Source organism: Pseudomonas sp. DR 5-09, from assembly GCF_001655595.1.
GTDB classification, from domain to species: Bacteria; Pseudomonadota; Gammaproteobacteria; order Pseudomonadales; family Pseudomonadaceae; genus Aquipseudomonas; species Aquipseudomonas pharyngis.
Genome location: NZ_CP011566.1, coordinates 2,817,284 through 2,843,295, shown reverse-complemented (window position 1 = coordinate 2,843,295; position 26,012 = coordinate 2,817,284). Strand labels below are relative to the sequence as shown.

Here is a 26,012-nt window from a genome sequence, read left to right as displayed (position 1 = left end):
CCGGTTTTTTATTGCCTGCTAATCAGTGCGGCGCGCGCGGGATCGTTTTCATCAGATCCTCAGGGCTGATATGCCCCACCACACTGCCCGGCTGCGGCAGGTTCAGGATGTGGCCCTTCATCTTGCCGATCACGTGCATCTCGCACGGTTTGCAGTCGAACTTCAGGGTCAGCACTTCGTCGCCGTGAATCAGCTGCATCGGCGCGACTTTGGTCTTCACGCCGGTCACGCCTTTGGCCTGTTTCGGGCACAGGTTGAAGGAGAACCGCAGGCAGTGCTTGGTGATCATCACCGGCACTTCGCCCGCCTCTTCGTGGGCCTCGTACGCGGCGTCGATCAGCTTCACGCCGTGACGGTGGTAGAAGTCGCGAGCCTTCTGGTTGTAGACGTTGGCCAGGAACGACAGATGCGCCTCCGGATACACCGGCGGTGGCGTGGTCTCGGCCTTGCGCGAACCGCGCGGGTGGGCGGCAACGCGGGCGGCGGTCAGCGCTTCAATCACTTCACGGCGCAACGACTTGAGCTGCGAGTTCGGGATGAAGAACGCTTGCGGCGCATCCAGTTTGATCGAGGTCGCGTGGTACTCGGTGGTGCCGAGCTGGCCAAGCAGGTCGTGCAAGGTCTCCAGCGCCTGTTCCGGTTTGTTGGCGACGCCGAATGGGCCTTCCAGCGCGACGCTGGCGCTGATGCCCTCTTCGCTGGTCACGGTCAGTTCCAGACGCTCTTCACGCAACTTCGCCAGCCAGCTCACGCCAATACGACGCTCTGCAGAGGTCTTGAGCAAGGCCTGCTGCCAGTTGTGGTCGAGGTTGCGGTTCAGTGGGTGGTTCGGGCGCAGCTTGTACAGGCCTTCCGGCATTTCGTTCGGCTCGACGCGGTAGCGGTAGCGCTTCTCGCCTTCTTCCTCGAACTCGCCCCTGGCTTCGGCGATGTTGGCGCGGAACCCCACCACTTCGCGCTTGACCAGCACGTTGAGGCCGTCGCCGTTGGACAGCGGCTCGTGGGTGATGACCTGCATGTCACGCTTGCCGACTTTCTCGACCACGCCCACCGCCAGACCGGTGAAGGTCGGCGAATCGAACGCACCGATGTCGATCTTGCGCTCGCTGACGAAGTAGTCGGTGCTGCCCCGGTGGAAGGTCTTTTCCGGGTCCGGCATGAAGAAATGCGCGGTGCGGCCGCTGGAAGCGCGAGCCAGGTCCGGGCGGTCGTTGAGCACGTCGTCGAGGCGCTGGCGGTAATAGGCGGTGATGTTCTTCACATAACCCATGTCCTTGTAGCGACCTTCGATCTTGAACGAACGCACACCGGCCTCGACCAGTGCGCGGATGTTGGCGCTCTGGTTGTTGTCTTTCATCGACAACAGGTGTTTTTCGTAGGCGATCACGCCACCCTTCTCGTCTTTGAGGGTGTACGGCAGACGGCAGGCCTGGGAGCAGTCGCCACGGTTGGCACTGCGCCCGGTCTGCGCGTGGGAAATGTTGCACTGACCGGAGAACGCCACACACAACGCGCCGTGAATGAAGAACTCGATGGCGGCATCGGTTTCATCGGCGATCGCGCGGATTTCCTTGAGGTTCAGTTCACGGGCCAGAACCAGTTGCGAGAAACCGGCCTGATCGAGGAACTTGGCCCGCTCGAGGGTACGGATGTCGGTCTGGGTGCTGGCGTGCAGCTCGATGGGTGGAATGTCCAGCTCCATCACGCCCAGGTCCTGAACGATCAGCGCATCGACGCCGGCGTCGTACAACTGATGGATCAGCTTGCGCGCCGGCTCCAGTTCGTTGTCGTGCAGGATGGTGTTGATGGTGGTGAAGATGCGCGCGTGATAGCGACGGGCAAATTCCACCAGTTCGGCGATTTCGCTCACCTCGTTGCACGCGTTGTGGCGCGCGCCGAAGCTCGGGCCGCCGATGTAGACCGCGTCGGCGCCATGCAGGATGGCCTCGCGGGCGATGGCCACGTCACGGGCGGGGCTGAGCAGTTCCAGGTGATGTTTGGGCAAGGACATATGTTTTTTTAGTCAGGCTGTCACGGTCGAGGCGCGCATTGTACCTGCGAACGGCCTGACCGGCACCCATGGGGCGATGTGATGCATAAAGTCACTAGCACAGTTTCGGCAATGGCATAACTGTAAGTTCTGTCAGTTGTTGGGTCGGCTTATATGAAGCACTCTTTTCGCCAGGTATTCCAGCGTATTGCAGTGCCTTTTCCATTTTCGATTCATCAAAAAGGATTTCGATAATGAACACTGAAATTTACAAAGCATTAAATATTAATGAAAAAGACATGACGGCCGGTGATGCACATTCAGTAATGAACAATTATTGCGAGGCAACGTTCAGTCCACCCATTCCGGGCGTAGGGGAAAAGTTTTCAGCTGGCACATTCATCTATGCTTCGTTAGTTCCAGAATTTTTAAGTGTCCTGGGTCGTAGCCTGCCAACTGAGGAACACGTACAGCTCGGGCTCATAATCCCCAAAACGCTGGAAGACGGTACATACAGAATAGAGCGCGAAGGTACTGGCGTTGTATCGGGCCACCTAACAGCAGGCTTTTATAATGTGTCGGGTTTTAAGGGTAAGGTTACGTTCAAAAGAGACAGGATCAGCAACACTATTGAAGCGAATTTTGAAATGTATGTTATTTATGAAGGCGTCGAATACCATGTGAAAAACGCACAACTTTTTCTAAATGCCACCGGCCCACTGGACGATAAATAGCCTTAATAGAAAGTTCGAAGCGCAGCCAGGCTCGGAGCGGCCGTATTGGCTGCGCTGGTCTGTAGGGAAGTTTGCCCGTAAAAACGCCGGCACAATACAGCAGCAATGAATGACTGACTTGGAACACCTGCTCCTGCGGGGAGCAGCTGTGCTGAAGTCAGGCCTTGGCGGCCATCGCAGTCACTTCCACCTTCATCCCCTCAACCGCCAGCGCCGCCACGCCCACCGCCGCACGCACCGGCCATGACTTGGCGAAGTAGCGCTTGTACACCTCGTTGAACGCAGCGCGATCAGCCATATCGGTCAGATAAATGGTCAGGTGCAACACGCGATCCATTGAGCTGCCGGCCTTTTCCAGCGCCACTTTCAGCGCCTGCAACGTGCATTCGCTTTGCGCGATGATGTCGCCCAGTTCCAGGCTGCCGTCGGCACGGGTCGGAATCTGGGTCGACATCAGGATGCCGTTGAATTCGGTCACGTCCGAAGAGATCGAGTCTGCATCCGGGTCCGGGGTGTAAGTGATGTCTTGGTTGGCCATGGGAAAGTCCTTCGCTGGCAGTGAGGACGGCGCCATCGCGCGCCGTTTCGGGCGGCCAGTTTACAGACCCGATCGGCGGTGGGAAGTCCCGACGCGGTGTGTCAGCCCTGCGCCAGTATCCGCCGCAGTTCCAGCGCATTGCCGAGTGCCGCGCCGCTGGCGGTGTTGTCGAAAATGCACCAGGTGTCGACGCCGTCGACAGCCGCCACCTGCAAATCGCCGGCGAGCGTTTCCAGATACGCCGAGTCGTAGGGGCTGTGATAAATCCGTGGCGAACCGTGCAGCCGCCAGTAGCGCACGCCCGGCCAGCCGCACGGAGCCGTGTCGGTGCTGATTCGCGAGGGATCGACCACCGCTTGCGCGATGCGATACGCCATCAACAACAGTTCGGCGGCGGCCCAGGATTCGTGGCGCGGCTCCAACACCACGGCTCCGGAATAACGCTGGCGCAAGCCGATAAAAAACGCCTCGGCAACCGCTTCGTCAAACACCAGCGACGGTGGCAACTGCAGCAGCAGGCAACCCAGGCGATCACCCAGTCCCGAACACTGCTCGAGAAAGGCGTCGAGCTCAGGTTCACAGTCCCGCAGGCGTCGCTCATGGCTGATCGATTTCGGTATCTTCACGCAGAAGCGAAATCCGTCCGCCACCGACTCGGCCCAACGGGCATAGGTTTGCAGTTTGTGCGGACGGTAGAAGGAGCTGTTGATTTCCACGCCATTGAGCAGCGCGGCGTAACGTTGCAGATGAGTGCCCTGCTCCGGGAAGGCTGGCCAATGCTGCCGGGGCAGGCTCCAGCCGGCGCAACCGATGAAGATAGACCACGCACTCAAAACAGCACCTTGCCCGCTTCACGCATGAAGATTTCCACGGTTTTCGGGCCAATGCCGTCGAAGGCTTGCAAACGCTTTTCGAAGTCCTGGCGGTCGGCGCTCGCCTCGACCATGTTCATTACCCGCCCGGCATATTCGTCATTCAGTCTGGCGGCCAGGGCCAGCAAGCGTTCGGCGGTGGTTTCGTCGTAACGCACGTAATGCGCCTGGCCGAGCATCCGCACCAGTTCGCGGTGGGTGCAATGGCCGAGTTTGCGCGGCGTATCGCGCTGGTGTCGTTCAACGATCACTCGGTAGGCTTCGGCGGCGATGTCGGCCTGGATGCGTTTGCCCATCAGGAAACTGGCGAGCAGCCATTTGAACAGCGCTGATTCGTTCAGCGGATGCAGGTCGATGTGCAAGTCTTCGGCGTTGATGGTTTTGGTCATGCAGCTTTTGAGCGAGGGGCGGCGTGATGAGTGCGGGGCTGGCGACGAATGGTTTTGGGGCTTAACGCGTCAGGTTTCTCCTCGTCGGGCGATGATTGATAAACAGGTTTGAATCACGCCGTTTAAAGACATGTCGGAATGCTTCCGGATGCCTACAAATCCTTGCGCCAGAGCCTACCGCTACGCCAGAATCCGCCGGCTTGTGCGCCTTGGGGTCGGCCGGTAACTTGGATCGGGTCACTGATTTCCAGTGATCGGGTTTAGCAGCCCGGCAGATATTCCCCGGTTGTACGAGTCTCATCAGTCAGGCGGTCGCCTGCACTTGATGGTGGCTGTGTGCTTGGCACCTTCGGGTGCGCCGGGTTTTGGGGATGTCTACCGGTCTGCTAACTCGCACACAGCCGCCACCCCCTTCGTTTAGCAGCGAAATGGATGCGGCCTTATAGAAGGATGACATCCCATGTTCAAAATAACGCCAAATCCCCCGGTTACCGCACCGGACAGCATCACCAATCCAACATCCCCCTACGAATGCCCTGACTCCAAAAAATTCAACGAAGCCGCCGAACGCGCCCTCAACTACTACCTCGGCCCGCCCGCCCCCTACATCATGGCCGCGCCCTACGTCCCCAACCGCCTCTACCAGGCCAACCCGGCCAGCAACACCGAATCCCTGCTCGCCGACGCCGTCGAAACTCTCGGCTCGGCCAACGTCATGCTCAACAACCTCGTCGACGCCCTCGAAGGCCCCCACCGCAAAACCGCACAAGGCATCGCACAGATCGTGATGCTGGCGGAACTGGCGGTGAATCAAGTGCTGGATAACGTCGTGCCAACGGAATAATCCGCCGAGCATCGCCAAATCCTGTGGGAGCTGGCCTGCCAGCGATGACGTGCGATCAGACAACATCCGTGTTGAATAGATCGGCCTCATCGCTGGCAGGCCAGCTCCCACAGGTCATGCGCCGGTGAGTATCCGGCCCCCCAAATCTCGTCGGGTGGACATCCAACAGAACCCAATTATGCTCAATGAAACCCCGCCCTCCCGCGCGGGGCGGTGATTCTGTGCACGCTCCACGAAATACCTGAACCGGCATCCGCCACAGGCCTTGGGTACGCGACGTTGATGAAGTGCTCCGGCCTACAAAAACAAGCACGACGGAGAACACCCATGGCAGTACTCGACAGCATGTCCACAGGCAGTGCCCCGCACCACAGCGTCAGCCGGGAGGAACGCAAGGTCATCTTTGCGTCGTCGCTCGGCACGGTGTTCGAGTGGTACGACTTTTACCTCTACGGCTCCCTGGCGGCGATCATCGCCAAGCACTTCTTTGCCGGGGTGAACGAGACCACGGCGTTCATCTTCGCCCTGCTCGCCTTCGCCGCAGGCTTTGCGGTCCGGCCGTTCGGGGCGATTGTGTTCGGGCGGCTGGGCGACATGATCGGGCGCAAGCACACGTTTCTGATCACCATTGTGATCATGGGTGTGTCGACGGCGATTGTGGGGTTCCTGCCCGGTTACGCGACCATCGGGGTCGCGGCGCCGATCATTCTGATTACCCTGCGCTTGCTGCAAGGCCTGGCGCTGGGCGGTGAGTACGGCGGTGCGGCGACGTATGTGGCCGAGCATGCGCCGAAGGGCAAACGCGGTTATTTCACGTCATGGATTCAGACCACCGCGACCCTGGGCCTGTTTATGTCGTTGCTGGTGATCCTCGCTTGCCGTACCGCGCTGGGCACCGAAGCGTTCGAGGCCTGGGGCTGGCGGATTCCGTTTCTGCTGTCGATCCTGCTGCTGGCGGTCTCGGTGTACATCCGGCTGCAACTGAACGAGTCGCCGGTGTTCAAGAAAATGAAAGAAGAAGGCAAGTCGTCGAAAGCCCCGCTGACTGAATCCTTCGCCCGCTGGGACAACCTGAAAATCGTGATCATGGCCCTGCTCGGCGGCACCGCCGGCCAAGCGGTGGTCTGGTACACCGGGCAGTTCTACGCGCTGTTTTTCCTGCTGCAAACCCTGAAGATCGACCCGCAGACCGCGAACCTGCTGATCGCCGGTTCGCTGCTGATCGGTACGCCGTTCTTCGTGATTTTCGGCAGCCTGTCCGACCGCATCGGGCGCAAGGGCATCATCATGGCCGGGTGCATTCTGGCGGCGGTGACCTACTTCCCGATCTTCCATGCGCTAACCCAGTACGGTAACCCCGACGTGTTCGTGGCCCAGGAGAAAAACCCGGTCAAGGTGATCGCCAACCCCGACCAGTGCTCGTTCCAGTTCGATCCGGTGGGCAAGGCCAAATTCACCAGCTCGTGCGATCTGGCGAAAACCATCCTGGCCAAACGCGCGATCCCGTACGAAAACGTGCTGGCGGAACCGGGCACCGTGGCCCAGGTGCGTATCGGCGACAAAGTCATCGAAAGCTTCGAAGGCACGACCCTGCCGGCCGCTGACTTCAAGACCCGTAACGACGCCTTCACCGCCAGCCTCGGCGCCGCGCTGAAAGAAGCCGGTTACCCGGAAAAAGCCGACCCGGCCAAGACCAATTACCCGATGGTGCTGCTCCTGCTGACCGTTCTGGTGATCTACGTGACCATGGTCTACGGTCCGATTGCCGCGTGGCTGGTCGAGCTGTTCCCGGCGCGCATCCGCTACACCTCGATGTCGCTGCCGTATCACATCGGCAACGGCTGGTTCGGCGGGTTCCTGCCGACCGTGGCGTTTGCGATGGTCGCGGCCACCGGGGACATCTACTACGGCTTGTGGTATCCGATCGTGATTGCGGTGATGACGGCGATTCTCGGGATCTTCTTCATGCCTGAAACCAAGGATCGGGACATCCATCACACCTGACCCCGCTTCGCTCGATGCTGTGCGTGACTTTCACGCACAGCATCGAGCGTTGTCACATCGGCGTCATTCTCCCTTGGTAACGTCGTCGCGCCCCGATGCCCCGACCACCAAGGTGACCCTCCCGGTGTACTCAAGCCCGACACGCCAGACCCTCATCCTGCGATCCGACAACATGGCCAGTGACGACTTCGGCGCCCTGTTCTCGCGAATGTTCGGCAACCGTTATGGCGACACACCACCGCCGCCCAAAGACATCATCATTGGCGGCGTTTACGGGCGGTACGAAGGCGTGAGTTTCCGGCGCATGCATTACCGGGGCGATTTCACGGTCGCCTTCCCCGAGCCGTTCGATGAAATCACCTTCGTCATTCCCACCGCCGGCAAGATCGTTTTCAACCATGAATCTGTCGGGCTGTGCGATGTGGGGCTGGCCATCGACAAGGCTGAGCTGCGTTCGATGCGTTTTATCGACAATCATGCCCAGCACGGCATGTCGATCAGCCGTGCGGCGCTCACCGAACGGCTGTCGACCCTGCTGGGCAAACCGATCGTGCACAAGCTGCATTTCGAGCCGAGGGTGGATCTGAACAGCCCGGCGTTTCAGGGCATTCGCGCGCTGATTGATCTGGCCACCGGCACCGAGTTCGATCGGCTGCTGAACGCCGGTTCGCTGATGCCGTCACGGCTGCGGGAGATGCTGGTGGACGCGGTATTGGAGGCCTGGCCGCACAACTTCAGCCAGGCCCTGCGTCGTCCAGAGGCGTTGATTGCGCCGAGGCATGTGCGGCAGGCGATCGATTACATTCAGGCGCATCCCGAGATTCAGGTCAGTGGCACGGATCTGGCGCGGCTGGCCAACGTCAGCCTGCGCGCGCTGCAAGAGGGTTTTCGGCGGTTTGCCGGGACGTCGATTGTCGGGTATCAGCGGCAGGTGCGGCTGGAGCGTGCTTACGAAACATTGCGCCAGGGCACTCCTGCCTCGGTGACCGAAGTGGCGCTGCGATTGGGCTTCAGCAATGTCGGCCGGTTCAGCCAGTACTTCCAGAGTGCCTACGGCGTGAGCCCGGCTGATGTGCGAAAGGGACTGCGTTAGCACAGCAGACCATTGTGGGAGCGAGCAGGCTCGCCCCCACAGTTTTTAGAACTGATAACTGGCCTTGAGCCCGCCGCTGAAACCGTGGCTGTCGCCGCCACCGCTGGCACCGACTTCGGCACCCAGACTCAGGGCACCGAGGTTGGCCATCAGGTTGGCGCCGCCACTGAACTGATCGCGGTTGTCGAACGCCGCGCGCTGCTCGATATCCAGCCCCAGTAGATGCCCTTCGCTGTCGACCTGATGATCGCCCAGCACACGCTCGTAACCAACCCGAACGCCTGGCACCAGTTGCCACGCGCCCATGGGCATCGGGGCAAACGAGACGTCGAGATTGGCCACCGCACTGCGGCGGGTTTCCTGAATGTCATCGACATTGAGGGCCAGTTCGCTGCCCTTCTCCTGGAAGCCTGACAGGTCCAGACGGCTGACGCGCACGCCAAGGCTTGGCTCCAGAATCACAGTGTTCAGCGGCACGCGATACCCCAGCGCCAATGTGGCGCCGCTGAGATTGCCGTGAGTATCGCCCTTCGCCGAACCGAGGCCGCCACCGAGGTCGCGTTTGCTGTCGTAGTCGATATAACCGGCGCTGATGTTGGCATCGACAAACAGGCCACGTTCCAGGTTGGTGAAGCCATAACGGGCGCCAAGGTTGAAGAACGTGAAATCGGTATCGACCTCGCCGCCCGCGCCACCCACCGAGCCTTTGCTGTAACCGATCCCGCCACGGGCGCTGAGCTGTTCGGAGAAGCGCTGGGTGACGCCGACCATCAGGCCCTGGCTGTGTTCATTGCTGCTTTGCGCATGGGCCGAACCGTCGGTGCCCAGATAACCGACGAGCGCGGTGCTCCACAACTGGTACTGGCCGACCTTGAGGTCGGTGCCGCTGGCGAACGGCGCGGCGGCTTGCTCGATCATTGCGTTCTGACGCAGCAGGTAACTGGCCGCATCGGCGTGCACCTGGCCGCCGACCGTGGACTCGACACCGCCGAGGGTGCCGGCGTCGATGGCCGATTGCAGGTAGTAGTTGTAAGCGCTGTAGGTGCCCGACAGGCTGCTGTTCTGTAACTCCTGCAACAGTTGCGCACCGGCCGCGGCGTTGCCGATCAGCCCTGCCTGGCCGGGCAGGCTGTTGTACTCGACCATTTTGCCGCGCAGTACATAAATGGTTTCCTGGGACAGACCCAGCCCCTGCTTGAGGTAGTTGTCCATGCTGCCGTATTGCGCGGTCACCTGATCCAGCCCCGCTTGCAGGTAACTGGCTTCGACGCCCAGCAGCGGCGCGTAGATCGCGGCCATGCTCGGCGGCATCATCGCCAGGGTCTTGGCGACCCGTTCGGCGGTGTAGTCGTTGGTCGCCAGGTAATTGCTCATGATCGTGGCGTTATCGACGCCGGCGATGCTCAACAGAACGGCAGCGGTCCAGCCGGTGCGGTCCTTGCCGGCGGTGCAATGGAACAGCGCGGCGCCGTCGACACCGGCCAGTTCATTGAACAGCACACCGAACTGACCACGCATGCCGGCATCGCTGACAAACGCGCGGTTGGTTTCCTGCATCATCGCAATCGCATCGGCCGCGCTTTTGAACGAGACCGTGGTGATGTTCGCGCCGGAGGTGGTGCTGCCGATGATGTCGATATTCTGGTAGGTCGCACCGCTTGGCATCGTGTCCGGCGTGCTGGCAATTTCGCTGGGCGTGCGCAGGTCGTACACCGACTTGATCCCCAGACCGTTGAGGGTCGCCAGGTCCGCCGCCGTCGGCGTCAGGGCATTGGAGCGGTAGAACACACCGGCGCGCATTGTGCCGTCATGGGCCGTGGAATAGGCGGTGGTGGTGCCGGCGATATCCCGGAAGTTGTCGATGCCTGCCAGGCGCGGGGTATCGAGGTCAGCCGCCTGGGCGGCAGCAATGGACAGACTCAGCACGGACAGCGAACAAACAAGACGTTGAAACACGGGGCAGCCTCACTGGAAACAGGTTGGGCTGCCCACTATCTGCATTGAAATGTGAGGGAATATGACAAAGCGACGAAGCCCGGAAATCACGGCGCGATCTGTACATCGGCAGCGTTTTTTGTCCGTTGAACGTTCACTGACCGTTTAAATACTCAAGGTGCTTTGACGTTTTTTTTGCAAGCGGCAACGTAAAATGCCCTCCCCAGCCATCGTGGAAGCCGTCAATGACCGACGCAGACGAAGAAATCCTGAACCAGGCAGCGCACTGGTGCCTGCGCCTGCAGGAGGACGATTGCACACCTGACGAACGCCACGCGTTCCAGCAGTGGATTCAGCAAAGCCCGCGCCACGCCTTTGAATACGCGAAAATGCTGGAAATCTGGGACATCAGTGAGCAATTGCCGAACCACCCGACGACTCGCAAAAAACTGCTGACCGATCCACAACGGCCCACGCAAAAGGAGCAATCCTCACGTTGAGCATTCGGGGTTAGAATCCGCGGGGTTCGGCTTACAGTTTAAGGATGATTCCGGCATGGCCACCCCCGACATTTCCCTGCAAGACACCGCCGCCCCCGAGGGCGTCTGCTTCGGCTGCGGCAGCCACAACCCCCACGGGCTGCACATCAAAAGCTTCTGGCACGAAGACGGCGTACACGTCATGGCCGAGCATGTGCCCGAGGCCAAATACTGCGGCTGGCCGGAACTGGTCTACGGCGGTTTGATCGCGATGCTGGTGGACTGCCATTCCAACTGGACCGCGATGGCCTACCACTATCGAACCGAGCAACGCGAACCCGAAAGCCTGCCGCGCATCAACTGCGTCACCGGCAACCTCGGCATCAAGTTCATCAAACCAACGCCAATGGGCGTGCCGCTGACATTGAAGGCAAAAGTCGAAGGTGAAGTCGGGCGCAAGACCCGGGTGATCTGCGAGGTCTACGCCGGGGAAGTGCTGACGGCGGTGGGTGATTCGGTATTCGTGCGGGTGGATACCGAGCAGTTGGCAGCGGCGGCGCATGGACGGAATGAAGATCAATGAGTAACCGAGCAATAAACATTGTGGTGATTATCGCGATCAGCGTGATGGTGGTTGGCAAGCTGGAGTGGCTGACGAATTCGTATTTGCTGGCCCTGGCACAAGCGGGCGGTGATTTTGATCAGATGATTATCGACATCTGGTTTGGGGTGGCCTTTCACTCTCTGGCAGTGATCGTCGTGCCGCTGCTGCTGGCGTACTTCAAACAGACGCTTGCCAGTTTTGTCGTGTTGATACTCGCGTTGTCGATCTACATTCTGCTCATCACAGGTGTCAATACTATTGCCCTGGTCATCGCCGGGCTAATGATCGCAGCAGTGGTATATGCGGTATTCACGCAATCGATCAACCTGATCCGGTACTTTCGCGCGAAGTGACCCGACTTACCGTTTACCTGGAGCCCCGGCCATGCCCGATCGCAAAATCATCATCCCCGACTCCATGAAAACCATCGTCGAACGCGCCGGTTACGCCCCGGCGGTTCTGGTCGGCGACACGCTTTACTGCGCAGGTCAGGTGGGCCGGACGGCTGACTTGAAGGTCATCGAACACCCCGAGCAACAATTCATCCGCGCCTGGGAAAACCTCGCCGAAGTGCTGAAGGCCGGTGGCTGCAGCTTCGACGATGTGGTGGAGATGACTACCTATCACGTCGACATGAGCCAACACATGCCGGTGTTTCGCGATGTGAAAAACCGCGTATTCCCCAGAGGCTTCTGCGCCTGGACCTGCATCGGCGTCAGCGAACTGGCCCATCCGGGGCTGCTGGTGGAAATCAAATGCGTGGCGGTGCGCAGGCGCGCTACCTCTGGGTAACGCCATTCCCGCTCACCCTGTTGTTGAACGATGAACCCGACCTTCTGCTGGCCAACCTGAGCGATCCATGACCGGTGCGTGGCGGGCCATCACTTCGGCGATCCAGTCGATGAACACCCGCAACTTGCGGCTGATGTGGCGGTTTGGCGGGTACGCGACGTAGAGCGGCATCGGATCGAGGCGCCAGTCTTCAAACAGCGGCACCAGATCACCGCTCGCCTCGTGTGCTCTGGACATGTACCTGGGCAACCACAACACGCCCAGCCCTGCGAGGCCCGCCGACAGATAGGCGTTGCCATCATCGACCGCCAGCACGTGACGCCCCTTGATCTGCAAGTCTTCGTGCTCGTTGTGCAGGGCGTACGGCACCGGCTTGCCGGTACGCGCCCAGAGGAAACCGACTACGCGGTGATGGCTGTCTTCCAGTTCCCGGGGATGCATCGGGGTGCCGGAGCGGGCCAGATAACTCGGAGCGGCGTACACGCCAAGTTGAAGATCCGCCACCTTCCGGGCCATCAGCGACTGATCCCGCAGCTCGCCGCCACGGATAACGCAATCGACGTTTTCATCGATGATGTCGACGATCCGGTCGCTGACGCCCATGTCGATCTGGATCTCCGGGTAACGCGCGTAAAACTCGGGCAGCGCCGGCACCAGAATCAGATTGGCCAAGGGGCTGGGCACATCGACCCGCAAGCGCCCCTTGGGCTGCGCCGCCGCGCCAGGCAGGCTGGTTTCGGCGTCGTCCATGTCCGCCAGCAGCTTGATCACCCGCTCGTAATAGGCCGAGCCGTCCGCCGTGGCGTTGACCTTGCGCGTGGTGCGGTTGAGCAACTTGACCCGCAGCCGCGCCTCCAGTTGCTGAATGAGCTGGGTCACTGTGGTCTTGCTCATGTGCAGGGTTTCGGCGGCCTTGGTGAAACTGCCCGCCTCCACCACCCTGGCGAAGGCTTGCATCGCGTCAAAACGGTCCATATCCCACCTCTGATAGCGGCTCGATTGTTTGGGATTTGCAAACAGTGAACGCCAAGATTGCGCGTTTATCGCGCCGAGGCAAGACCCTACAGTTTCTCCATCGCAGGTTTTCAACCCATTGAAGGAGACTCCCCATGACTAACGCCCAGCCAAAACGCGACGTGGTTTTCCCGCCCGGACGCCATGCGCTTTACGAGCGCAACCGTTATTCCCCGGCGGTTCGTTCCAACGGTTTTCTGTTTGTCTCAGGCCAGGTAGGCAGCCTTGAGGACGGCTCGCCGGAGCCGGATCTGCAACAACAGGTGCGACTGGCCTTCACCAACCTCAACGCCATTCTCGGCGCGGCCGGTGGCAGCTTCGACGACGTGGTGGACGTGACGGTGTTCATGGTCGACCCGCAATCGACCTTCGAAACCATCTGGGAAGTGGTGCCCGAGTTCTGGGGCGAGGCGCCGCACCCGACCATTACGGCGGTCGGCGTGACGTGGCTGTACGGGTTTCAGTTCGAGATCAAGGTGATTGCCAGGTTGCCGGAGGAGACACGGGCGTAGGCTTGCGGCAATTGCTCACAATTCGTGTTCAACAGCTTCACTGAAGCGCTCTTGATGCCATTTCCGCGATCAATATGCTGTCCTCATGTTGTTTTTGCCCCGGACAGAAAAGAGCGCAAGCCATGCCCAGCCCGAGAACGCTGTACCAGAAGCACATCGACAGTCACACCGTCTGTACCCTCGACGATCAGGGCCATGTGCTGCTTTACATCGACCGCCAGGTCGCCAACGAGTACACCAGCCCGCAGGCCTTCAGCGGCCTGCGCGAGGCCGGGCGCACGGTGTGGCGGCCCGGGGCGACGCTGGCGGTGGTCGATCATGTGAACCCCACCGCACCGAAACGCATCGCGACCATGCCCGACGCCGGGGGCGCGCGGCAGGTGTCGTACTTCGAAGAAAACTGCCGCGACTTCGGCATCGAGCTGTTCGATGTGCTGGACAAGCGCCAGGGCATCGAGCACGTCGTGGCGCCGGAACAGGGTTTCATTCTGCCGGGCATGGTGGTCGCGGCCGGTGACAGCCACACCACCACTTACGGCGCACTGGGCGCCTTCGGTTTCGGCATCGGCACTTCGGAAATCGAACACCTGCTGGCGACGCAGACCTTGGTCTACAAACGCCTGAAAACCCTGCGGGTGACGGTCAACGGTGAGCTGGGCGCAGGTGTCACGTCCAAGGACATCATCATGGTGCTGATCGAGAAGATCGGTGCGTCTGGTGCCACCGGTTACGCCATCGAATTCACCGGCCCGGCCATCAGCGCCCTCAGCGTCGAGGCGCGCATGACTATCTGCAACATGGCCGTCGAGGCCGGTGCCCGGGGCGCGTTCATGGCGCCGGACGACAAGGTGTTCGCCTACCTGCAAGGCAAACCGCGTGCGCCTAAGGGCAAGCTCTGGGAAGAAGCTGTCGAGCGCTGGAAAACCCTGCACAGCGACGAGGGCGCGGTGTTCGATCGCGAAGTCATCCTCGATGTCGCCGCGCTGGAGCCGATGGTGACCTGGGGCACCAGCCCTGATCAGGCCGCGCCGATCAAAGGGCACGTGCCGGACCCGGCCACCCAGCCCGATCCGATCCTGCGTCAGGGCCTGCAGCGCGCCCTCGACTACATGGGCCTGACACCCGGCATGCCCCTGAACGAAGTGACGATCAGCCATGCCTTCATCGGCTCCTGCACCAATGCGCGGATCGAAGATTTGCGTGACGTCGCCCGGGTGGTGCGCGGCAAGCGTGTGGCGCCCCACGTGCGGGCGATGATCGTTCCCGGCTCGACCCTGGTGCGCAATCAGGCCGAGGACGAAGGCCTGGCGCAGATTTTTCTCGACGCCGGTTTCGAATGGCGGCAATCAGGCTGCTCGATGTGCCTGGCGATGAACGACGACGTGCTCGCGCCGGGGGATCGCTGTGCGTCCAGCACCAATCGCAACTTCGAAGGCCGTCAGGGCGCCGGTGCGCGCACCCACCTGATGAGCCCGGCGATGGTCGCCGCCGCCGCCATCACCGGCCATTTGACTGACGTGCGCAACGTCGCGCTGGAGGCTTGAACCATGCAACCTTTCGACACCGTCAGCGGCAGCGCCGCACCGTTTCTTGCGTCCAACATCGACACCGACGTGATCATGCCCAAGCAGTTTCTCAAGGGCATCGATCGTCAGGGGCTGGATCGCGGGCTGTTCTTCGATCTGCGCTTTCTCGCCTCCGGCGAACCCAACCCGGAATTCGTGCTCAACCAGCCGGCCTGGCAGGACGCGGCGTTTCTGGTGACCGGCCCCAATTTCGGATGCGGTTCCAGCCGCGAACACGCGGTGTGGGGCTTGAAGCAAGTGGGGATCCGGGCCTTGATCGGCACCACGTTCGCCGGGATTTTCTACGACAACTGCCAGCGTAATGGCGTGTTGGCGATTCAGCTGGACGACGCGCAGTTCAGGCAGGTGGCAGAAGCGATCAATGTCCCGGCGACCGCGCGAATCAGCGTCAACCTGGCGCAGCAAACCATCGAGCTGGCGGACGGCACGCTGATCGGCTTCGAGATCGATCAGTTGCGCAAACAATCGCTGCTGCTGGGACTGGACGCCATCGGCACCACGCTGCAACGCACCGAGCAGATCCGCGCCTTCGAGACACGGCATCTGGCGGACAATCCCTGGCTGGGTTGATGGCAAAAAAACGGGCGGTTCATTGAACCACCCGTTTTCATTCCACGGACAAATCGCGGAAGTACTCTTCCAGAAACTCCACGCACACCCGCAATTTCGCCGACTCGCTGAGCCGGGTCGGATAGACCGCCCAGACGTTGGCGCTCTGGGTGTAGCCGTCCAGTACCTGCACCAGCCTGCCCTGCTCGAGCATCGGTTTGACGTCCCACATCGAGCGCAACAGAATCCCGCCGCCGCTCAAGGCCCACTCCAGCACGATCTCGCCACTGTTGGAGGACAACGGACCATTCACTCGCACCGTTTCTTCCTGTCCGTCCTTGCTCAGGGTCCAGATACCGAACGCGTTGTTGCGCTCCTTGAGCACCAGACAATCGTGGTCTTTCAGGTCTTCGAGGGACTGCGGCGTGCCCCGGCGTTCGAGGTATTCCGGCGTGGCGCACAGCACGCGCCGGTTGCTCACCAGTTTGCGCGCCAGATGCTGGCCCGGCAGGTCATCGCCGACGAGGATTTCCAGATCGAAGCCCTCGCCTACCAGATCGACCACCCGGTCGAACACGTCCAGCCGAATGTCGAGTTTCGGGCAAGCCCGGGATAACTGACTGATCGCCGGCGCCACATGATTGCGGCCGAAACCGAAGCTGCTGCAAATGTGCAGCGACCCCGCCGGCTGGTGCCGGGCCTGGGAAATCTCGCCGAGAAACTGATCGAAATCCCCCAGCAGTTTCTCCGCCCAGATCCGCACCCGCTCGCCATCGTCGGTCAGCGCGATGCGCCGGGTGGTGCGGTGCAACAGCTTGGTCGCTAGCGTGGTTTCCAGCACCGAGATGCGTTTGCTGACGTAGGCCGGTGAAAAGCCCAGCTCATCGGCGGCGCTGGCAAAGCTGTTCTTGCGGATGACGGTGAGGAACACCTTGAGGTCTTCGGGCAAGGGAAATTGGTCACGATTCGTGTTCATAGGCCGCATGCTTCCGCTGTTTATCACGCATTTTGCGAAGGATACCATCGAATCACCGCCTAGCCACCCGAGCCCGGTGCACCGTGGTTTCCCGTCAATCCTCGATAAAAACAAACATGAGGACATGCGTCATGAGCGACTCCCTTGAGCAATCCCTGAATGTCGACGGCCCGCGCGCCGGCGGCTTCATCCAGCGCCTGCGCAGCTATGAGATCGGCGTGATCCCGCTGCCGATCTTCCTCGGCATCGCCGTGATCGTGTTTCTGTCGGCCCACCTCGGCTTTCTGCCGAAGAACATGATCGGCGGACTGGCCGTGATCATGACCATGGGCGTGTTCTTCGGCCAGATGGGCTCGCGTCTGCCGATCCTGCGGGAAATCGGTGGCGGCGCGATCCTGTGCCTGATGTTGCCGTCGGTGCTGGTGTTCTACGGCTTCTTCGGCGCACCGACGATCGACGCCACCAAAATGCTGATGAAGGAAGCCAACTTCCTGTACTTCGTGATCGCCAGCCTGGTGGTCGGCAGCATCCTGGGCATGAGCCGCTTCATTCTGGTCCAGGGCATGATCCGCATGTTCATCCCCTTGCTGGCCGGCACCCTGGCCGCCGTCGCGAGCGGGCTGATTGTCGGCAAGCTTGCCGGCTACAGCGTCTACCACACGTTCTTTTTCATCATCGTACCGATCATTGGCGGCGGCATCGGCGAAGGCATCCTGCCGCTGTCCCTGGCCTACTCGGCGATCCTCGGCGGCACGCCGGACATCTACGTCGCGCAACTGGTCCCGGCGGCCGTGGTCGGCAACATTGCAGCGATCATCTGCGCCGGTTACCTGGCACGGCTGGCGCTGAAACGCCCGGCCATCAACGGTGAAGGGGCGCTGATCCGGGCCCGGGCCGAGAACGACAAATTCAAGGTCAAGGAAGAAACCGGCACCAGCATCGACCTGCGGGTCATGGGCGCCGGGGTGCTGGTGATCTGCACTTTCTTCGTCCTCGGTGGCCTGCTGGAAAAGGTCGTCGGGATTCCGGGGCCGGTGATGATGATTCTCGCGGCGGTGCTGTTCAAATACGTGCGCGTGTTGCCGGAGAAACTGGAAAAAGGCGCGCAGTCTTTCTACAAACTGGTTTCCGCCGCTTTCATCTGGCCGGTAATGATTGGCCTGGGCATGCTGTATGTACCGCTCGACAGCGTGGTGAAGGTGTTCTCGATCGGCTATGTGCTGGTGTGCCTCAGCGTCGTGGTGTCGATGACCGTCGCCGGTTTTTTCATCGGCAACCTGATGAAGATGTACCCCATCGAATCGGCCATCGTGACCTGCTGCCACAGCGGTCTGGGCGGCACCGGCGACGTCGCGATCCTGTCGGCCTCGAACCGGATGTCACTGATGCCCTTTGCGCAGATCTCCACCCGGATCGGCGGCGCCTCGACGGTGATTCTGGCGACGCTGTTGCTGGGTTTTGTCGCCTGAACAAATATCGGCTTGTTGCCGGTGAGCTACCGGCGGTTCATCAACCCGGCTGCGCAGTTTTCCGCACGGTTGCCGCTAAAAAACTCGAACTCGCGCCAGAGCGCTGCATCCAACGTTTAACCCAACGGAGGTCAACGCCATGAACAACAACAGCAAAGCCCCACCCACGGATACGTCCGGCAAACCGGTCGATGTGGTGAAACGCGATCTTGAGGACCCGGACGACAAGACCCGCGGCGTGGATGAGGTCATAACGCCCTCGTCGACCCGCACCAAGGAGCAGGACGCTGAAGAGTTGCAACGCAAGGTCGACGAAATCGAACGCAAGGTTGCAGACGGCAACTGATCGGTTCATCGAGGCAGGTCTTGGCCAGGTTTTCGGGCTACAGCGGTCGCGCCGGTTTTCATGGCAATCGCTGAAAAGCCCGAAAAACCTGATCGGCGATACCGTCCGGGAAATAAGTAGCTGTTTTCCCTGAAATTTATTTGTTTCAGGGGTTCACAGAACGCAAGAGCGCTGGTAAAGTGCCGCCCACTATTGCAGAGGTCCTCCCGGGACTGAAACCAATAGCTACAGGGGCGTCGCCAAGCGGTAAGGCAGCAGGTTTTGATCCTGCCATGCGTTGGTTCGAATCCAGCCGCCCCTGCCATTTTTTTCCTCGTTTCACCCTCCTTCGCTTCACCTCCGCCTCAACGGCAAATCACTTCTTTGAATTCAACGTAATCGCCGAACGCACCAGCGTTTTCAGAGCCTTTGCATCTATTTTGTCGTCTTCGTGAACATCGATCGCCCGCCGGGTATTGCCCTCCAGGCTGGCGTTGAACAGTCCCGACGGATCCTCCAGCGCCGCGCCTTTGGCGAAGGTCATTTTCACCACGGCCTTGTAGGTTTCCCCGGTGCAGATGATGCCGTTGTGCGACCAGACCGGAACGCCGCGCCACTTCCACTCTTCGACGACCTCCGGGTCCGCTTCATGAATGATCGCGCGGATCTCGGCCAGCTTCTGGCCGCGCCAGTCGTTTAGTTCCTTGATTCTTGCGTCGATCAGCACAGAGGGATTCTCGGTCGCCGCGCCGCTGCTGTCCTTCTTCATGTTCTTGTACTCCCGAAAACCTTTTCCGCTATCCAGCGTAGCGCCGACTGCGCCAAACGCCGGGCAAAAAAAGCCCCGCAAGGTGCGGGGCAAAGGAATTGGTTGGTTGCGGCCAACCAAAGGAGCATCGTCAAAAGCGTTAACCGTCAGGCGTTACAGGCACTCCTGGGCAGCCCGTTCAAAACTCGACGGCATGAAACTCGACGCCAGCAAGTGGCGCTCATACAAAAAGACCTTCCCACCGTCCTGTGCCTTGTAAGCCTCCAGCACGTTGTCCGCTGCGACTTTGCTTGGCACCACGATCCGGTAGCTGCGCTGGGTCTGCGACACGGTCGGCTTCAGCGCACTGCCCTGCAGTTTCGGCACCACGCATTCGGCGTACTGGGCGGGCGTCTTGTGCGTCTGCAAGGTCAGCGTCGGATCGTTCGGCGCAGAGGCGCAAGCGGTCAGCAACAAACTGGCAGAAGCCATGGCAGGGATAAATAAGGCACGCATGGATAAAATCCTGAAAATAATAGGTTCGGTTCTTCGGCAACGTTCAGTGTCACGGGCACTGCCGTTGCCGTTTTTGCTTTAGGTGTTCAGCCTGCACTCACCAGGGCTTTGAGCGAGTCATCGAACTGCTTCAAGGCACTCAATTGCAGATCGCGTTGCTGTTCGATCCCGGCAGCGATTTCGGGCGCTGCCTTGTTGTGTACCCACACTGACGGCAGTTGCTTCTCCACCGCGCCCTCGGCCTTGCCGATGTATTGCAGGTTGGCGTCGTAGAAGCGTGCGGCGAACCGCGCTTCGACCTGGCTGTTGCGTTGGGTCAGCAGACGGTTGTGGGTGTCGAGCATCACCACCACGTCCGGATGAGCCTGCACCAGCGCATCGAGGCTGTCGTAGACGGTCACCGAGAGAAACTGTTGTTGCAGCGAACTCATCAGCCAGTCGATGGCCAGTTCCGGGTCGGAGCTGTCGACGAAGGCGTCACGGATCCGCGCATCGAGCGCATTCTTGGCTCCGTTCACCGCCACGTCGTGGTAACGCTCGAGGTATTGCAGGTTGTCCAGAGTGTTTTCGCTGTACAGCACACCGACGGTTTGCGAGTGCTGCAGCGCGGCGCTGCTGGCGGCGACGGGCAGAAAATGGCACGACTTGGCGTCGTCGGCGTAAGCCGGGGCTACGGTAGCGGCCACCCCGCCCATCAGCAGGGCGACTACAGCCAGTCGGTTCAAAGTCTTCATCGCGCAATTCCTTCAGCGGCGTGTTCGATGGAGGCGATTTTCCGCCCATCGGCGTCAAAGCAGAACTTGCGTTTCTTGATGGTCACTATTACTTGAACCGATAGTTGCGCGGCGTGCAGACTGCGGCACACTCAATCACAACGAAAACAGATGAGGATTACCCGTGCGAACCTTTGATCTGATCCGCGATGCCGTCGTGCCCGAATTCCGCGACCGCGTGGCGGAATACCTTGTCGAATACGAAACGGTCCTGGGCCAGAACGTTGCCGATTCCGAATCAGTGCGGGCCGTCGCCTATCAACTGCGCGGCTATTTACGCGGCCTGAACACCACGCGCGTTTTGGGCATGGCGGACTGGGAAGAACTGGATCGACGTGTGCTTAACACCTGGCTAGCGCCCGCTCGATGACACGCGGACAACCTCGACCCGGTCCTCGCCGGCCCTTTGTTTTGCGCAGGCTCCACAGTCCCCGCTTTCGTAAATATCCTGGCCTGAGGTTCGCTGATGCACCCCAAGGGAACGTCAGATGCTCGACAATAGGAATGCCAATAGCAACAACGCACAGATAGCGACCAGACTCACGGCCATGCTCAGCCACTTGGATCCGCCATACAGAGCCTTCATGCCGAGCTCGCCATTGCGCCCGGCGAGCCTCATGGCTACGCCTATACCGAGCAATGTCACGAGCACTCCGGTTTGATGCTGTTCAACGTATTGATTCAAGAGCATCGCAAGGTCAACTTGAGCCTTCCACTGCCACAAGCCATACACAACGACAGCACTGTAGAGACTCAGCCACAGCCCCCACGCTGCAGTGGTGACGACGAAGTATTTCAGCGGTGGATTGCTCAGATTGGGACGCCATCTGCGTATGAACGAGATAGCCCCGAAGTGATAGCTCCAGCGCAGGCCGGCCAGGGCATAAACCAATACTGCGGAAAAAACGAACGCAAACCAGAAATAGCGTCCCTCGGTATTGTGCAGCATGAGCAGCAAGTCGGCCGCTGGACTGGAAGGATCGGACTTGTTCATTTCACGCCAGAACACCCACTGGTAAAACGACCGGATAGTCGCCGCAGCCACGCCGGCCACCAACAGGGGCGTTCCCCAAAGGCCTGGCAGTTTTGCATAGATCGGCTGAGCCTCATGAGGCACTCTCACAAATGCCAAGGGTTTGATAAACATTGGGCCCAGCATCAGCAAAACGTAGGCAGTGGCTTTGGCTCCGCGCAGAAAGCGCCAGGCTCGACGAAGTAAGGGGGGCATCAAGACCATCTCTGAATTTCAAAACACAGACGCTATCCGTCACCTGCGCGAAGACCAACCTAAAATTCGATTTGCCAAATTCGCAGAAAAGAAGCCGAGTATGTATCGCCCCCTTACCGCCGATGACAAAGAAAAATCGGCGAACCGATCAAATAACCAGAAAGCATTAATAAATAAACAATCAGTATTTATCGTTATAAAAATCTCGGCGTACTCTCACCTCATCCCGTCATTGAACACAGTGAAGTGCGCCATGAAACCAACTGACAACCTGATCGACTTCGCCGTCTACCGCAAACGCCGCCACGCCCAGCAACAGGCCCGGCTGATGTGGGAAATGTATGCGCGCAATGCCGGTTATCAGGCTTGGCAGTGGGTGCAGGCCGCTCGTTCCAGCGAGACGCGTCAAGCGTGAACGCGCGTGAACCCTCGCGCTTTCTGGCGAGCGCCGATGAACCTGTGCTGGACATGAACAATCTCGAATCCCTGGAAGAAGACCCGATCTGTGAACGCGTCGCGCAGAACCTGCAACGGCTGCGCGGCAAGCGGCATCTGTCGCTCGATGCCCTCGCCCGCCAGTGCGGCGTGAGCCGGGCAATGCTGGCGCAAATCGAATCCGGGCGCAGCGTGCCGTCGATCAAGGTGCTGTGCAAAATCGCCAAGGGTTTGAAGGTGTCGGTGGCGGCGTTTCTCGAACATCGCGCGTTTGAAGGCGTAGCCGTGTTGTCGGCGAGCCAGAGCAAGCGGCTGGTCAGCGCCAGCGGTGCCTTTGTCAGCCGTGCGCTGTTTCCCTTTGATGTGGCGCGCCAGTCGGAATTCTATGAACTGCGCCTGAGCCCGCTGGGCGAGGATCAATCCGAAGGCCATGGCCCGGGCGTGCAGGAAAACCTGGTGGTGGCCCAGGGCGTGCTGGAGATCAGCGTCAACGACGAGCGCTATCTGCTGTCGACAGGCGACTCGATCCTGTTTTACGCCGACCAGCCCCACCGCTACCGCAATCCCGCCGACAGTGAAGCGGTGGCGTACCTGGTGGTGACCTACCCCGAACGCCTGGACTGAAAAACAGACAGACATGAAAAAGCCCGACCGGGAATTCCCCGGTCGGGCTTTTTCATGCGCTGGCGAAAGTCAGCAGGTGCAGCACATCATCGGCATGCCGTTGCAGCTCATCATCATTGGCATGCTGCAGTCGTTCATCATCTTCATCATCAGGGCGCAGCAGTTTTTCATCATGTCCATGTTCATGCCCGGCATCGGCATGATTTTGCACATCATGCAGTCGGCCATCAGGGTGCATTCCATCACGCACTTCATCGATGGCATCGGCATGCCCATCATCGGCATCGGCATCATCATGTTCATCATCGGCATGGCCATGGCCGCCGGGGACATGCACATCATGCTCATGTTGCCGCAATGCATCATCATCGGCATGCCGCAGTCCATCATCATCTGCATCATTTGCGCGCTGTTCTTGAACATGGCCATGTCCATGCCAGCGGCCGGCATCATCTTGCACATCATGCCGTCGTCCATCATGTCGCAGCTCATGGTCGCCATCATCATCGGCATGCCCGTCATCGGCATCATCGGCATGTTGGCGTTCATCGGCATTTGCATCTGCATGGCGTTCATCATGGTGTAGCTCCCAGAGGATTAAGAACTGGATGAGAAGTTGATGGAGCGGATTCTAAGGATTGAAAAATCCGCAACAAGCTGTCCATCGAGCAGCAAAAAGTGCTGTTCAAACGCTTCAAGTGCAGCGTTCCGTGCGACTTGAACCGTTGCAGCAGCAGAGTAGACGCCATGACAGATCCGGCAAATGCGGGAGCAGGTTTTTGAATGTCATGGATATTCGATCCAACACCAAGCAAATAACTTAAAGAAATAATCGTTCTAACCAACGGGCATTATTTTCACTTTGCTTGCTTATTCCATTAGTTCAGGAGCGATCCACTTTTTAATCTTTTATTGCTATTAACCGTCCCTTCTATAATTCGGGACAGTTCTTAACAATAAGGAAGTTCCATGCCGCAACGTTTAGTACTGGCAGCACTGTTCCTGGCGGTCGCCGGGTGTGCCAGCCCTCCTCCGGTTTCCGTGCATACCAAGGATCCCGTCAGTTCGACCCTGCAAGGCGATGCCACGCGACCGGCGCAGGCGCAGTGGGTGCGCACCGAGTTGTACTTCTCGGTGGGGCCGCTGGAAGGCAAGAAAGGTGTGGTGAGCCCGGCGCGCTGGCGCGAGTTTCTCGATCAGGAAGTGACGACGCGGTTCCCGGACGGGTTCAGCGTGTTCGATGCGTATGGGCAGTGGAAGGACCACGACGCGAAAGTGCCCGAGCGGCTGGCGACCAAGGTGATTGTGATCCTGCACGAGAGCAGCGCGAAACGTGAGAGTGACATTGAGGCGATTCGTTTGGCTTACAAGCGGATTACCGGGGATTTGTCGGTGCTACGGTTATCTCAGCCGGCGGCGGTGTCCTTCTGATCGCCTGCCCTCACCCTAGCCCTCTCCCGGGGGGAGAGGGAACCGGACGCGGGATGCTTCAGTACTACGTCGACCTGAACCTGCCCTTCTGAATCCGTAATCGACTCGTTCTCTCAGGTCGATGTATCTCGCAAGTCACCTCGGTCGGCCCCCTCTCCCTCCGGGAGAGGGATGGGCGGGCGGCGTTCCGATGAGGGCCTGGCGTCAGTCGCCCCACCACTGCCAAAAGCACAGCCCCCACCAGCAACACCCCAATCCCCAGAAAAGCGCCAAAACCAACCACCGTAACGCTGGAATACAACATGTAAACGCACAAGCCAAAAAACAGCAGCGGCAAAACCGGATAAAACGGCACCCTGACCGGCCGGGGGATCTCGGGGAAACGCCGCCGCAGAATGATCAACGCCAGGCTGCTCAAGCTCAAAAACAACCAGTACACCGGTGTCAGGTACTCGACCATGGTGTTGAAACCGCTCTGGGTAAAACTGCCAAACAACACCAGCAACAACGCGACCGCCCCCTCCGCCAGCAACGCCTTGCGCGGTACACCGTCACGCTCGTCCCATTCACCGAAGCGGCGCAGTTGCGGCACATCGCGGGCGGCGGCGTAGGTGGTGCGGGCGCCGACCAGCAAGGTCGAGTTGATGGTGGCGATGGCCGCGATGCCGACCATCAGCAGGATCAGCAAAACACCGGGGGCACCGAAAGCGCGGTTCAACAGTTCCACCGCCGGCGCGTTGCTCGCCGCCAGGCCTTCGAATCCCAGCCCTTGGACGAACGCCCAGTTCAGCGCCAGATAGATCGCCATCAGCACCGCCAGCGCACCGAGCATGGCAATGAAAATGCCGCGTCGACCGTCGCGCACTTCGGCCGATAACGTCGCCGCATCACTCCAGCCGCCGAAGGCCAGGAACACAAAAATCATCGCCGCAGAAAACCCCGCCGCGCCGGTGTGCTCAGGCGTGGCCGGCGCACTCGGTGCAAGCGGCTCAACGCCCTGCCACACCAGCCACACACCGGCGCTGGCAATGCTCAAAAAGCCCACGGCAAGCAACCCGACCAACACCGTCTGGGTGATGAAACCAACGTGCTTGCCCGTCAGATTCAACAGCACCAACGCGGCAATGATCGCACCGGCAAACAGCCCCGATCCGTAATGCCCCAACGGCACGACCGCATTGAAGTAGTCGGCAAACATGAACGCCGACAACGCGATCCACCCGGTGTGCATCACCGAGAATCGCGACCAGGCAAACAGGAACCCCATGCGCTCGCCATAAGCGGTGCGCAGGAAATGATAGTCACCGCCCGGATGCGGGAACGCGGTGGCCATCTCGGCAAAGCACAAGGCCCCGGCCATTGACGCCAATCCGCCGAGCACCCAGACCCAATAGAAATGTTCCGGCCCGACGTTCAAGGCAACGGTCGGCGCGGTTTTGAGAATGTCGGTAGTGATGACCATGCCCAGCGTGATCAGCAATGCCTGGAACACCGGCAGGTGCCGCTTGGGGCCATTGGTTTGAGTCATGAAGGTTCCCGCTGATGATCCGCC

General features: G+C 60.1%; 30 protein-coding genes and 1 tRNA gene. 18 read left to right on the top strand and 13 right to left on the bottom strand.

Annotated elements, in window-relative coordinates:
• Nucleotides 1-22 precede the first annotated feature (22 nt).
• Nucleotides 23-2,011 carry a peptidase U32 family protein gene (locus PDR5_RS12595; RefSeq protein ID WP_064595847.1) on the bottom strand — a complete coding sequence of 663 codons (1,989 nt, stop codon included), beginning with the start codon at nucleotides 2,009-2,011 and terminating at the stop codon, nucleotides 23-25.
• Between the two features lie 233 nt (nucleotides 2,012-2,244).
• On the opposite strand from PDR5_RS12595, the gene PDR5_RS12590 reads away from it, so the two are divergent.
• Complete coding sequence (locus tag PDR5_RS12590) at nucleotides 2,245-2,724, top strand: hypothetical protein (protein WP_064595846.1); 480 nt, start codon at nucleotides 2,245-2,247, stop codon at nucleotides 2,722-2,724.
• Between the two features lie 157 nt (nucleotides 2,725-2,881).
• Here PDR5_RS12590 and PDR5_RS12585 read toward each other — a convergent pair whose 3' ends face one another.
• From PDR5_RS12585 to PDR5_RS12575, 3 genes are all read right to left on the bottom strand, one after another.
• Complete coding sequence (locus tag PDR5_RS12585; RefSeq protein ID WP_064595845.1) at nucleotides 2,882-3,262, bottom strand: RidA family protein; 381 nt, start codon at nucleotides 3,260-3,262, stop codon at nucleotides 2,882-2,884.
• Nucleotides 3,263-3,363: 101 nt separating this feature from the next.
• The gene (locus PDR5_RS12580; RefSeq protein WP_064595844.1) at nucleotides 3,364-4,095 is read right to left on the bottom strand and encodes a DUF72 domain-containing protein; all 732 of its coding nucleotides are present in this window, start codon (nucleotides 4,093-4,095) and stop codon (nucleotides 3,364-3,366) included.
• Nucleotides 4,092-4,523, bottom strand: coding sequence for a hypothetical protein (locus PDR5_RS12575; RefSeq protein WP_064595842.1), 432 nt, complete (start codon nucleotides 4,521-4,523; stop codon nucleotides 4,092-4,094). The genes PDR5_RS12580 and PDR5_RS12575 overlap by 4 nt, the downstream gene beginning before the upstream one ends.
• A gap of 460 nt (nucleotides 4,524-4,983) precedes the next feature.
• Here PDR5_RS12575 and PDR5_RS12570 point away from each other — a divergent pair, with 460 nt between their 5' ends.
• From PDR5_RS12570 to PDR5_RS12560, 3 genes are all read left to right on the top strand, one after another.
• A complete protein-coding gene (locus PDR5_RS12570; RefSeq protein WP_064595836.1) occupies nucleotides 4,984-5,367 on the top strand; it encodes a DUF6124 family protein in 384 nt (127 codons plus the stop codon).
• 327 nt (nucleotides 5,368-5,694) lie between these two features.
• Nucleotides 5,695-7,371: an MFS transporter gene (locus PDR5_RS12565; protein WP_064595834.1), complete on the top strand. Its 1,677-nt coding sequence runs from the start codon at nucleotides 5,695-5,697 to the stop codon at nucleotides 7,369-7,371.
• Nucleotides 7,372-7,543: 172 nt separating this feature from the next.
• Nucleotides 7,544-8,464 carry an AraC family transcriptional regulator gene (locus tag PDR5_RS12560; protein WP_373874499.1) on the top strand — a complete coding sequence of 307 codons (921 nt, stop codon included), beginning with the start codon at nucleotides 7,544-7,546 and terminating at the stop codon, nucleotides 8,462-8,464.
• 45 nt (nucleotides 8,465-8,509) lie between these two features.
• Here the strand turns inward: PDR5_RS12560 and PDR5_RS12555 are convergent, their stop codons facing one another.
• Nucleotides 8,510-10,420, bottom strand: coding sequence for a tyrosine-protein phosphatase (locus tag PDR5_RS12555; RefSeq protein ID WP_064595830.1), 1,911 nt, complete (start codon nucleotides 10,418-10,420; stop codon nucleotides 8,510-8,512).
• A gap of 224 nt (nucleotides 10,421-10,644) precedes the next feature.
• Between PDR5_RS12555 and PDR5_RS12550 the strand changes: the two genes are divergently transcribed.
• Genes PDR5_RS12550 through PDR5_RS12535 form a run of 4 tightly spaced genes read left to right on the top strand, consistent with a single transcriptional unit; the run spans nucleotide 10,645 to nucleotide 12,274 of the window.
• Complete coding sequence (locus PDR5_RS12550; protein ID WP_064595828.1) at nucleotides 10,645-10,899, top strand: FecR/PupR family sigma factor regulator; 255 nt, start codon at nucleotides 10,645-10,647, stop codon at nucleotides 10,897-10,899.
• Between the two features lie 55 nt (nucleotides 10,900-10,954).
• Complete coding sequence (locus PDR5_RS12545) at nucleotides 10,955-11,461, top strand: PaaI family thioesterase (protein ID WP_064595826.1); 507 nt, start codon at nucleotides 10,955-10,957, stop codon at nucleotides 11,459-11,461.
• On the top strand, nucleotides 11,458-11,835 hold the full coding sequence (locus PDR5_RS12540; protein WP_156669327.1) for a hypothetical protein: 378 nt from the start codon (nucleotides 11,458-11,460) through the stop codon (nucleotides 11,833-11,835). Before PDR5_RS12545 ends, PDR5_RS12540 begins: the two co-directional genes overlap by 4 nt.
• Before the next feature lie 31 nt (nucleotides 11,836-11,866).
• Nucleotides 11,867-12,274, top strand: coding sequence for a RidA family protein (locus PDR5_RS12535; protein WP_064595822.1), 408 nt, complete (start codon nucleotides 11,867-11,869; stop codon nucleotides 12,272-12,274).
• Nucleotides 12,275-12,286: 12 nt separating this feature from the next.
• Here PDR5_RS12535 and PDR5_RS12530 read toward each other — a convergent pair whose 3' ends face one another.
• Nucleotides 12,287-13,249, bottom strand: coding sequence for a LysR family transcriptional regulator (locus PDR5_RS12530; RefSeq protein WP_064595820.1), 963 nt, complete (start codon nucleotides 13,247-13,249; stop codon nucleotides 12,287-12,289).
• 134 nt (nucleotides 13,250-13,383) lie between these two features.
• Here PDR5_RS12530 and PDR5_RS12525 point away from each other — a divergent pair, with 134 nt between their 5' ends.
• The 3 genes from PDR5_RS12525 to leuD all read left to right on the top strand — a co-directional run bounded on the left by PDR5_RS12525 (nucleotide 13,384) and on the right by leuD (nucleotide 15,956).
• Nucleotides 13,384-13,800, top strand: a complete 417-nt coding sequence (locus PDR5_RS12525; protein ID WP_064595819.1) for a RidA family protein — start codon at nucleotides 13,384-13,386, stop codon at nucleotides 13,798-13,800.
• A gap of 122 nt (nucleotides 13,801-13,922) precedes the next feature.
• Complete coding sequence (leuC, locus tag PDR5_RS12520) at nucleotides 13,923-15,344, top strand: 3-isopropylmalate dehydratase large subunit (protein WP_064595817.1); 1,422 nt, start codon at nucleotides 13,923-13,925, stop codon at nucleotides 15,342-15,344.
• 3 nt (nucleotides 15,345-15,347) lie between these two features.
• Nucleotides 15,348-15,956, top strand: a complete 609-nt coding sequence (gene leuD, locus PDR5_RS12515) for a 3-isopropylmalate dehydratase small subunit (RefSeq protein ID WP_064595815.1) — start codon at nucleotides 15,348-15,350, stop codon at nucleotides 15,954-15,956.
• A gap of 37 nt (nucleotides 15,957-15,993) precedes the next feature.
• On the opposite strand, the gene PDR5_RS12510 is transcribed toward leuD, so the two are convergent.
• Entirely contained in the window at nucleotides 15,994-16,911 is a 918-nt protein-coding gene (locus tag PDR5_RS12510) for a LysR substrate-binding domain-containing protein (RefSeq protein ID WP_039773187.1), read from the bottom strand.
• Nucleotides 16,912-17,042: 131 nt separating this feature from the next.
• Between PDR5_RS12510 and PDR5_RS12505 the strand changes: the two genes are divergently transcribed.
• The 3 genes from PDR5_RS12505 to PDR5_RS12495 all read left to right on the top strand — a co-directional run bounded on the left by PDR5_RS12505 (nucleotide 17,043) and on the right by PDR5_RS12495 (nucleotide 19,030).
• Nucleotides 17,043-18,380: a 2-hydroxycarboxylate transporter family protein gene (locus PDR5_RS12505; RefSeq protein ID WP_064595813.1), complete on the top strand. Its 1,338-nt coding sequence runs from the start codon at nucleotides 17,043-17,045 to the stop codon at nucleotides 18,378-18,380.
• Nucleotides 18,381-18,519: 139 nt separating this feature from the next.
• Nucleotides 18,520-18,726, top strand: coding sequence for a hypothetical protein (locus tag PDR5_RS12500; RefSeq protein WP_064595811.1), 207 nt, complete (start codon nucleotides 18,520-18,522; stop codon nucleotides 18,724-18,726).
• A 229-nt stretch (nucleotides 18,727-18,955) separates the two neighbouring features.
• A tRNA-Gln gene (locus tag PDR5_RS12495) sits at nucleotides 18,956-19,030 on the top strand.
• A 51-nt stretch (nucleotides 19,031-19,081) separates the two neighbouring features.
• Here the strand turns inward: PDR5_RS12495 and PDR5_RS12490 are convergent.
• From PDR5_RS12490 to PDR5_RS12480, 3 genes are all read right to left on the bottom strand, one after another.
• Nucleotides 19,082-19,474, bottom strand: coding sequence for a DUF1801 domain-containing protein (locus PDR5_RS12490; RefSeq protein WP_064595808.1), 393 nt, complete (start codon nucleotides 19,472-19,474; stop codon nucleotides 19,082-19,084).
• A gap of 153 nt (nucleotides 19,475-19,627) precedes the next feature.
• Entirely contained in the window at nucleotides 19,628-19,969 is a 342-nt protein-coding gene (locus tag PDR5_RS12485) for a hypothetical protein (protein WP_064595806.1), read from the bottom strand.
• An 86-nt stretch (nucleotides 19,970-20,055) separates the two neighbouring features.
• Complete coding sequence (locus PDR5_RS12480; RefSeq protein ID WP_064595804.1) at nucleotides 20,056-20,703, bottom strand: hypothetical protein; 648 nt, start codon at nucleotides 20,701-20,703, stop codon at nucleotides 20,056-20,058.
• Between the two features lie 163 nt (nucleotides 20,704-20,866).
• Here PDR5_RS12480 and PDR5_RS12475 point away from each other — a divergent pair, with 163 nt between their 5' ends.
• Entirely contained in the window at nucleotides 20,867-21,112 is a 246-nt protein-coding gene (locus PDR5_RS12475; protein ID WP_039773074.1) for a hypothetical protein, read from the top strand.
• Between the two features lie 114 nt (nucleotides 21,113-21,226).
• Here the strand turns inward: PDR5_RS12475 and PDR5_RS12470 are convergent, their stop codons facing one another.
• Nucleotides 21,227-21,889, bottom strand: a complete 663-nt coding sequence (locus PDR5_RS12470; RefSeq protein WP_156669326.1) for a hypothetical protein — start codon at nucleotides 21,887-21,889, stop codon at nucleotides 21,227-21,229.
• 334 nt (nucleotides 21,890-22,223) lie between these two features.
• Between PDR5_RS12470 and PDR5_RS29855 the strand changes: the two genes are divergently transcribed.
• On the top strand, nucleotides 22,224-22,385 hold the full coding sequence (locus tag PDR5_RS29855; RefSeq protein ID WP_170928274.1) for a hypothetical protein: 162 nt from the start codon (nucleotides 22,224-22,226) through the stop codon (nucleotides 22,383-22,385).
• 53 nt (nucleotides 22,386-22,438) lie between these two features.
• The gene (locus PDR5_RS12465) at nucleotides 22,439-23,029 is read left to right on the top strand and encodes a helix-turn-helix domain-containing protein (protein ID WP_165369529.1); all 591 of its coding nucleotides are present in this window, start codon (nucleotides 22,439-22,441) and stop codon (nucleotides 23,027-23,029) included.
• 69 nt (nucleotides 23,030-23,098) lie between these two features.
• On the opposite strand, the gene PDR5_RS30140 is transcribed toward PDR5_RS12465, so the two are convergent.
• Nucleotides 23,099-23,608: a hypothetical protein gene (locus tag PDR5_RS30140; protein ID WP_082934398.1), complete on the bottom strand. Its 510-nt coding sequence runs from the start codon at nucleotides 23,606-23,608 to the stop codon at nucleotides 23,099-23,101.
• A gap of 390 nt (nucleotides 23,609-23,998) precedes the next feature.
• On the opposite strand from PDR5_RS30140, the gene PDR5_RS12455 reads away from it, so the two are divergent.
• Nucleotides 23,999-24,460, top strand: coding sequence for a DUF3574 domain-containing protein (locus tag PDR5_RS12455; RefSeq protein WP_064595798.1), 462 nt, complete (start codon nucleotides 23,999-24,001; stop codon nucleotides 24,458-24,460).
• 64 nt (nucleotides 24,461-24,524) lie between these two features.
• On the opposite strand, the gene PDR5_RS12450 is transcribed toward PDR5_RS12455, so the two are convergent.
• A complete protein-coding gene (locus PDR5_RS12450) occupies nucleotides 24,525-25,988 on the bottom strand; it encodes an APC family permease (RefSeq protein ID WP_237233833.1) in 1,464 nt (487 codons plus the stop codon).
• Nucleotides 25,989-26,012 lie beyond the last annotated feature (24 nt).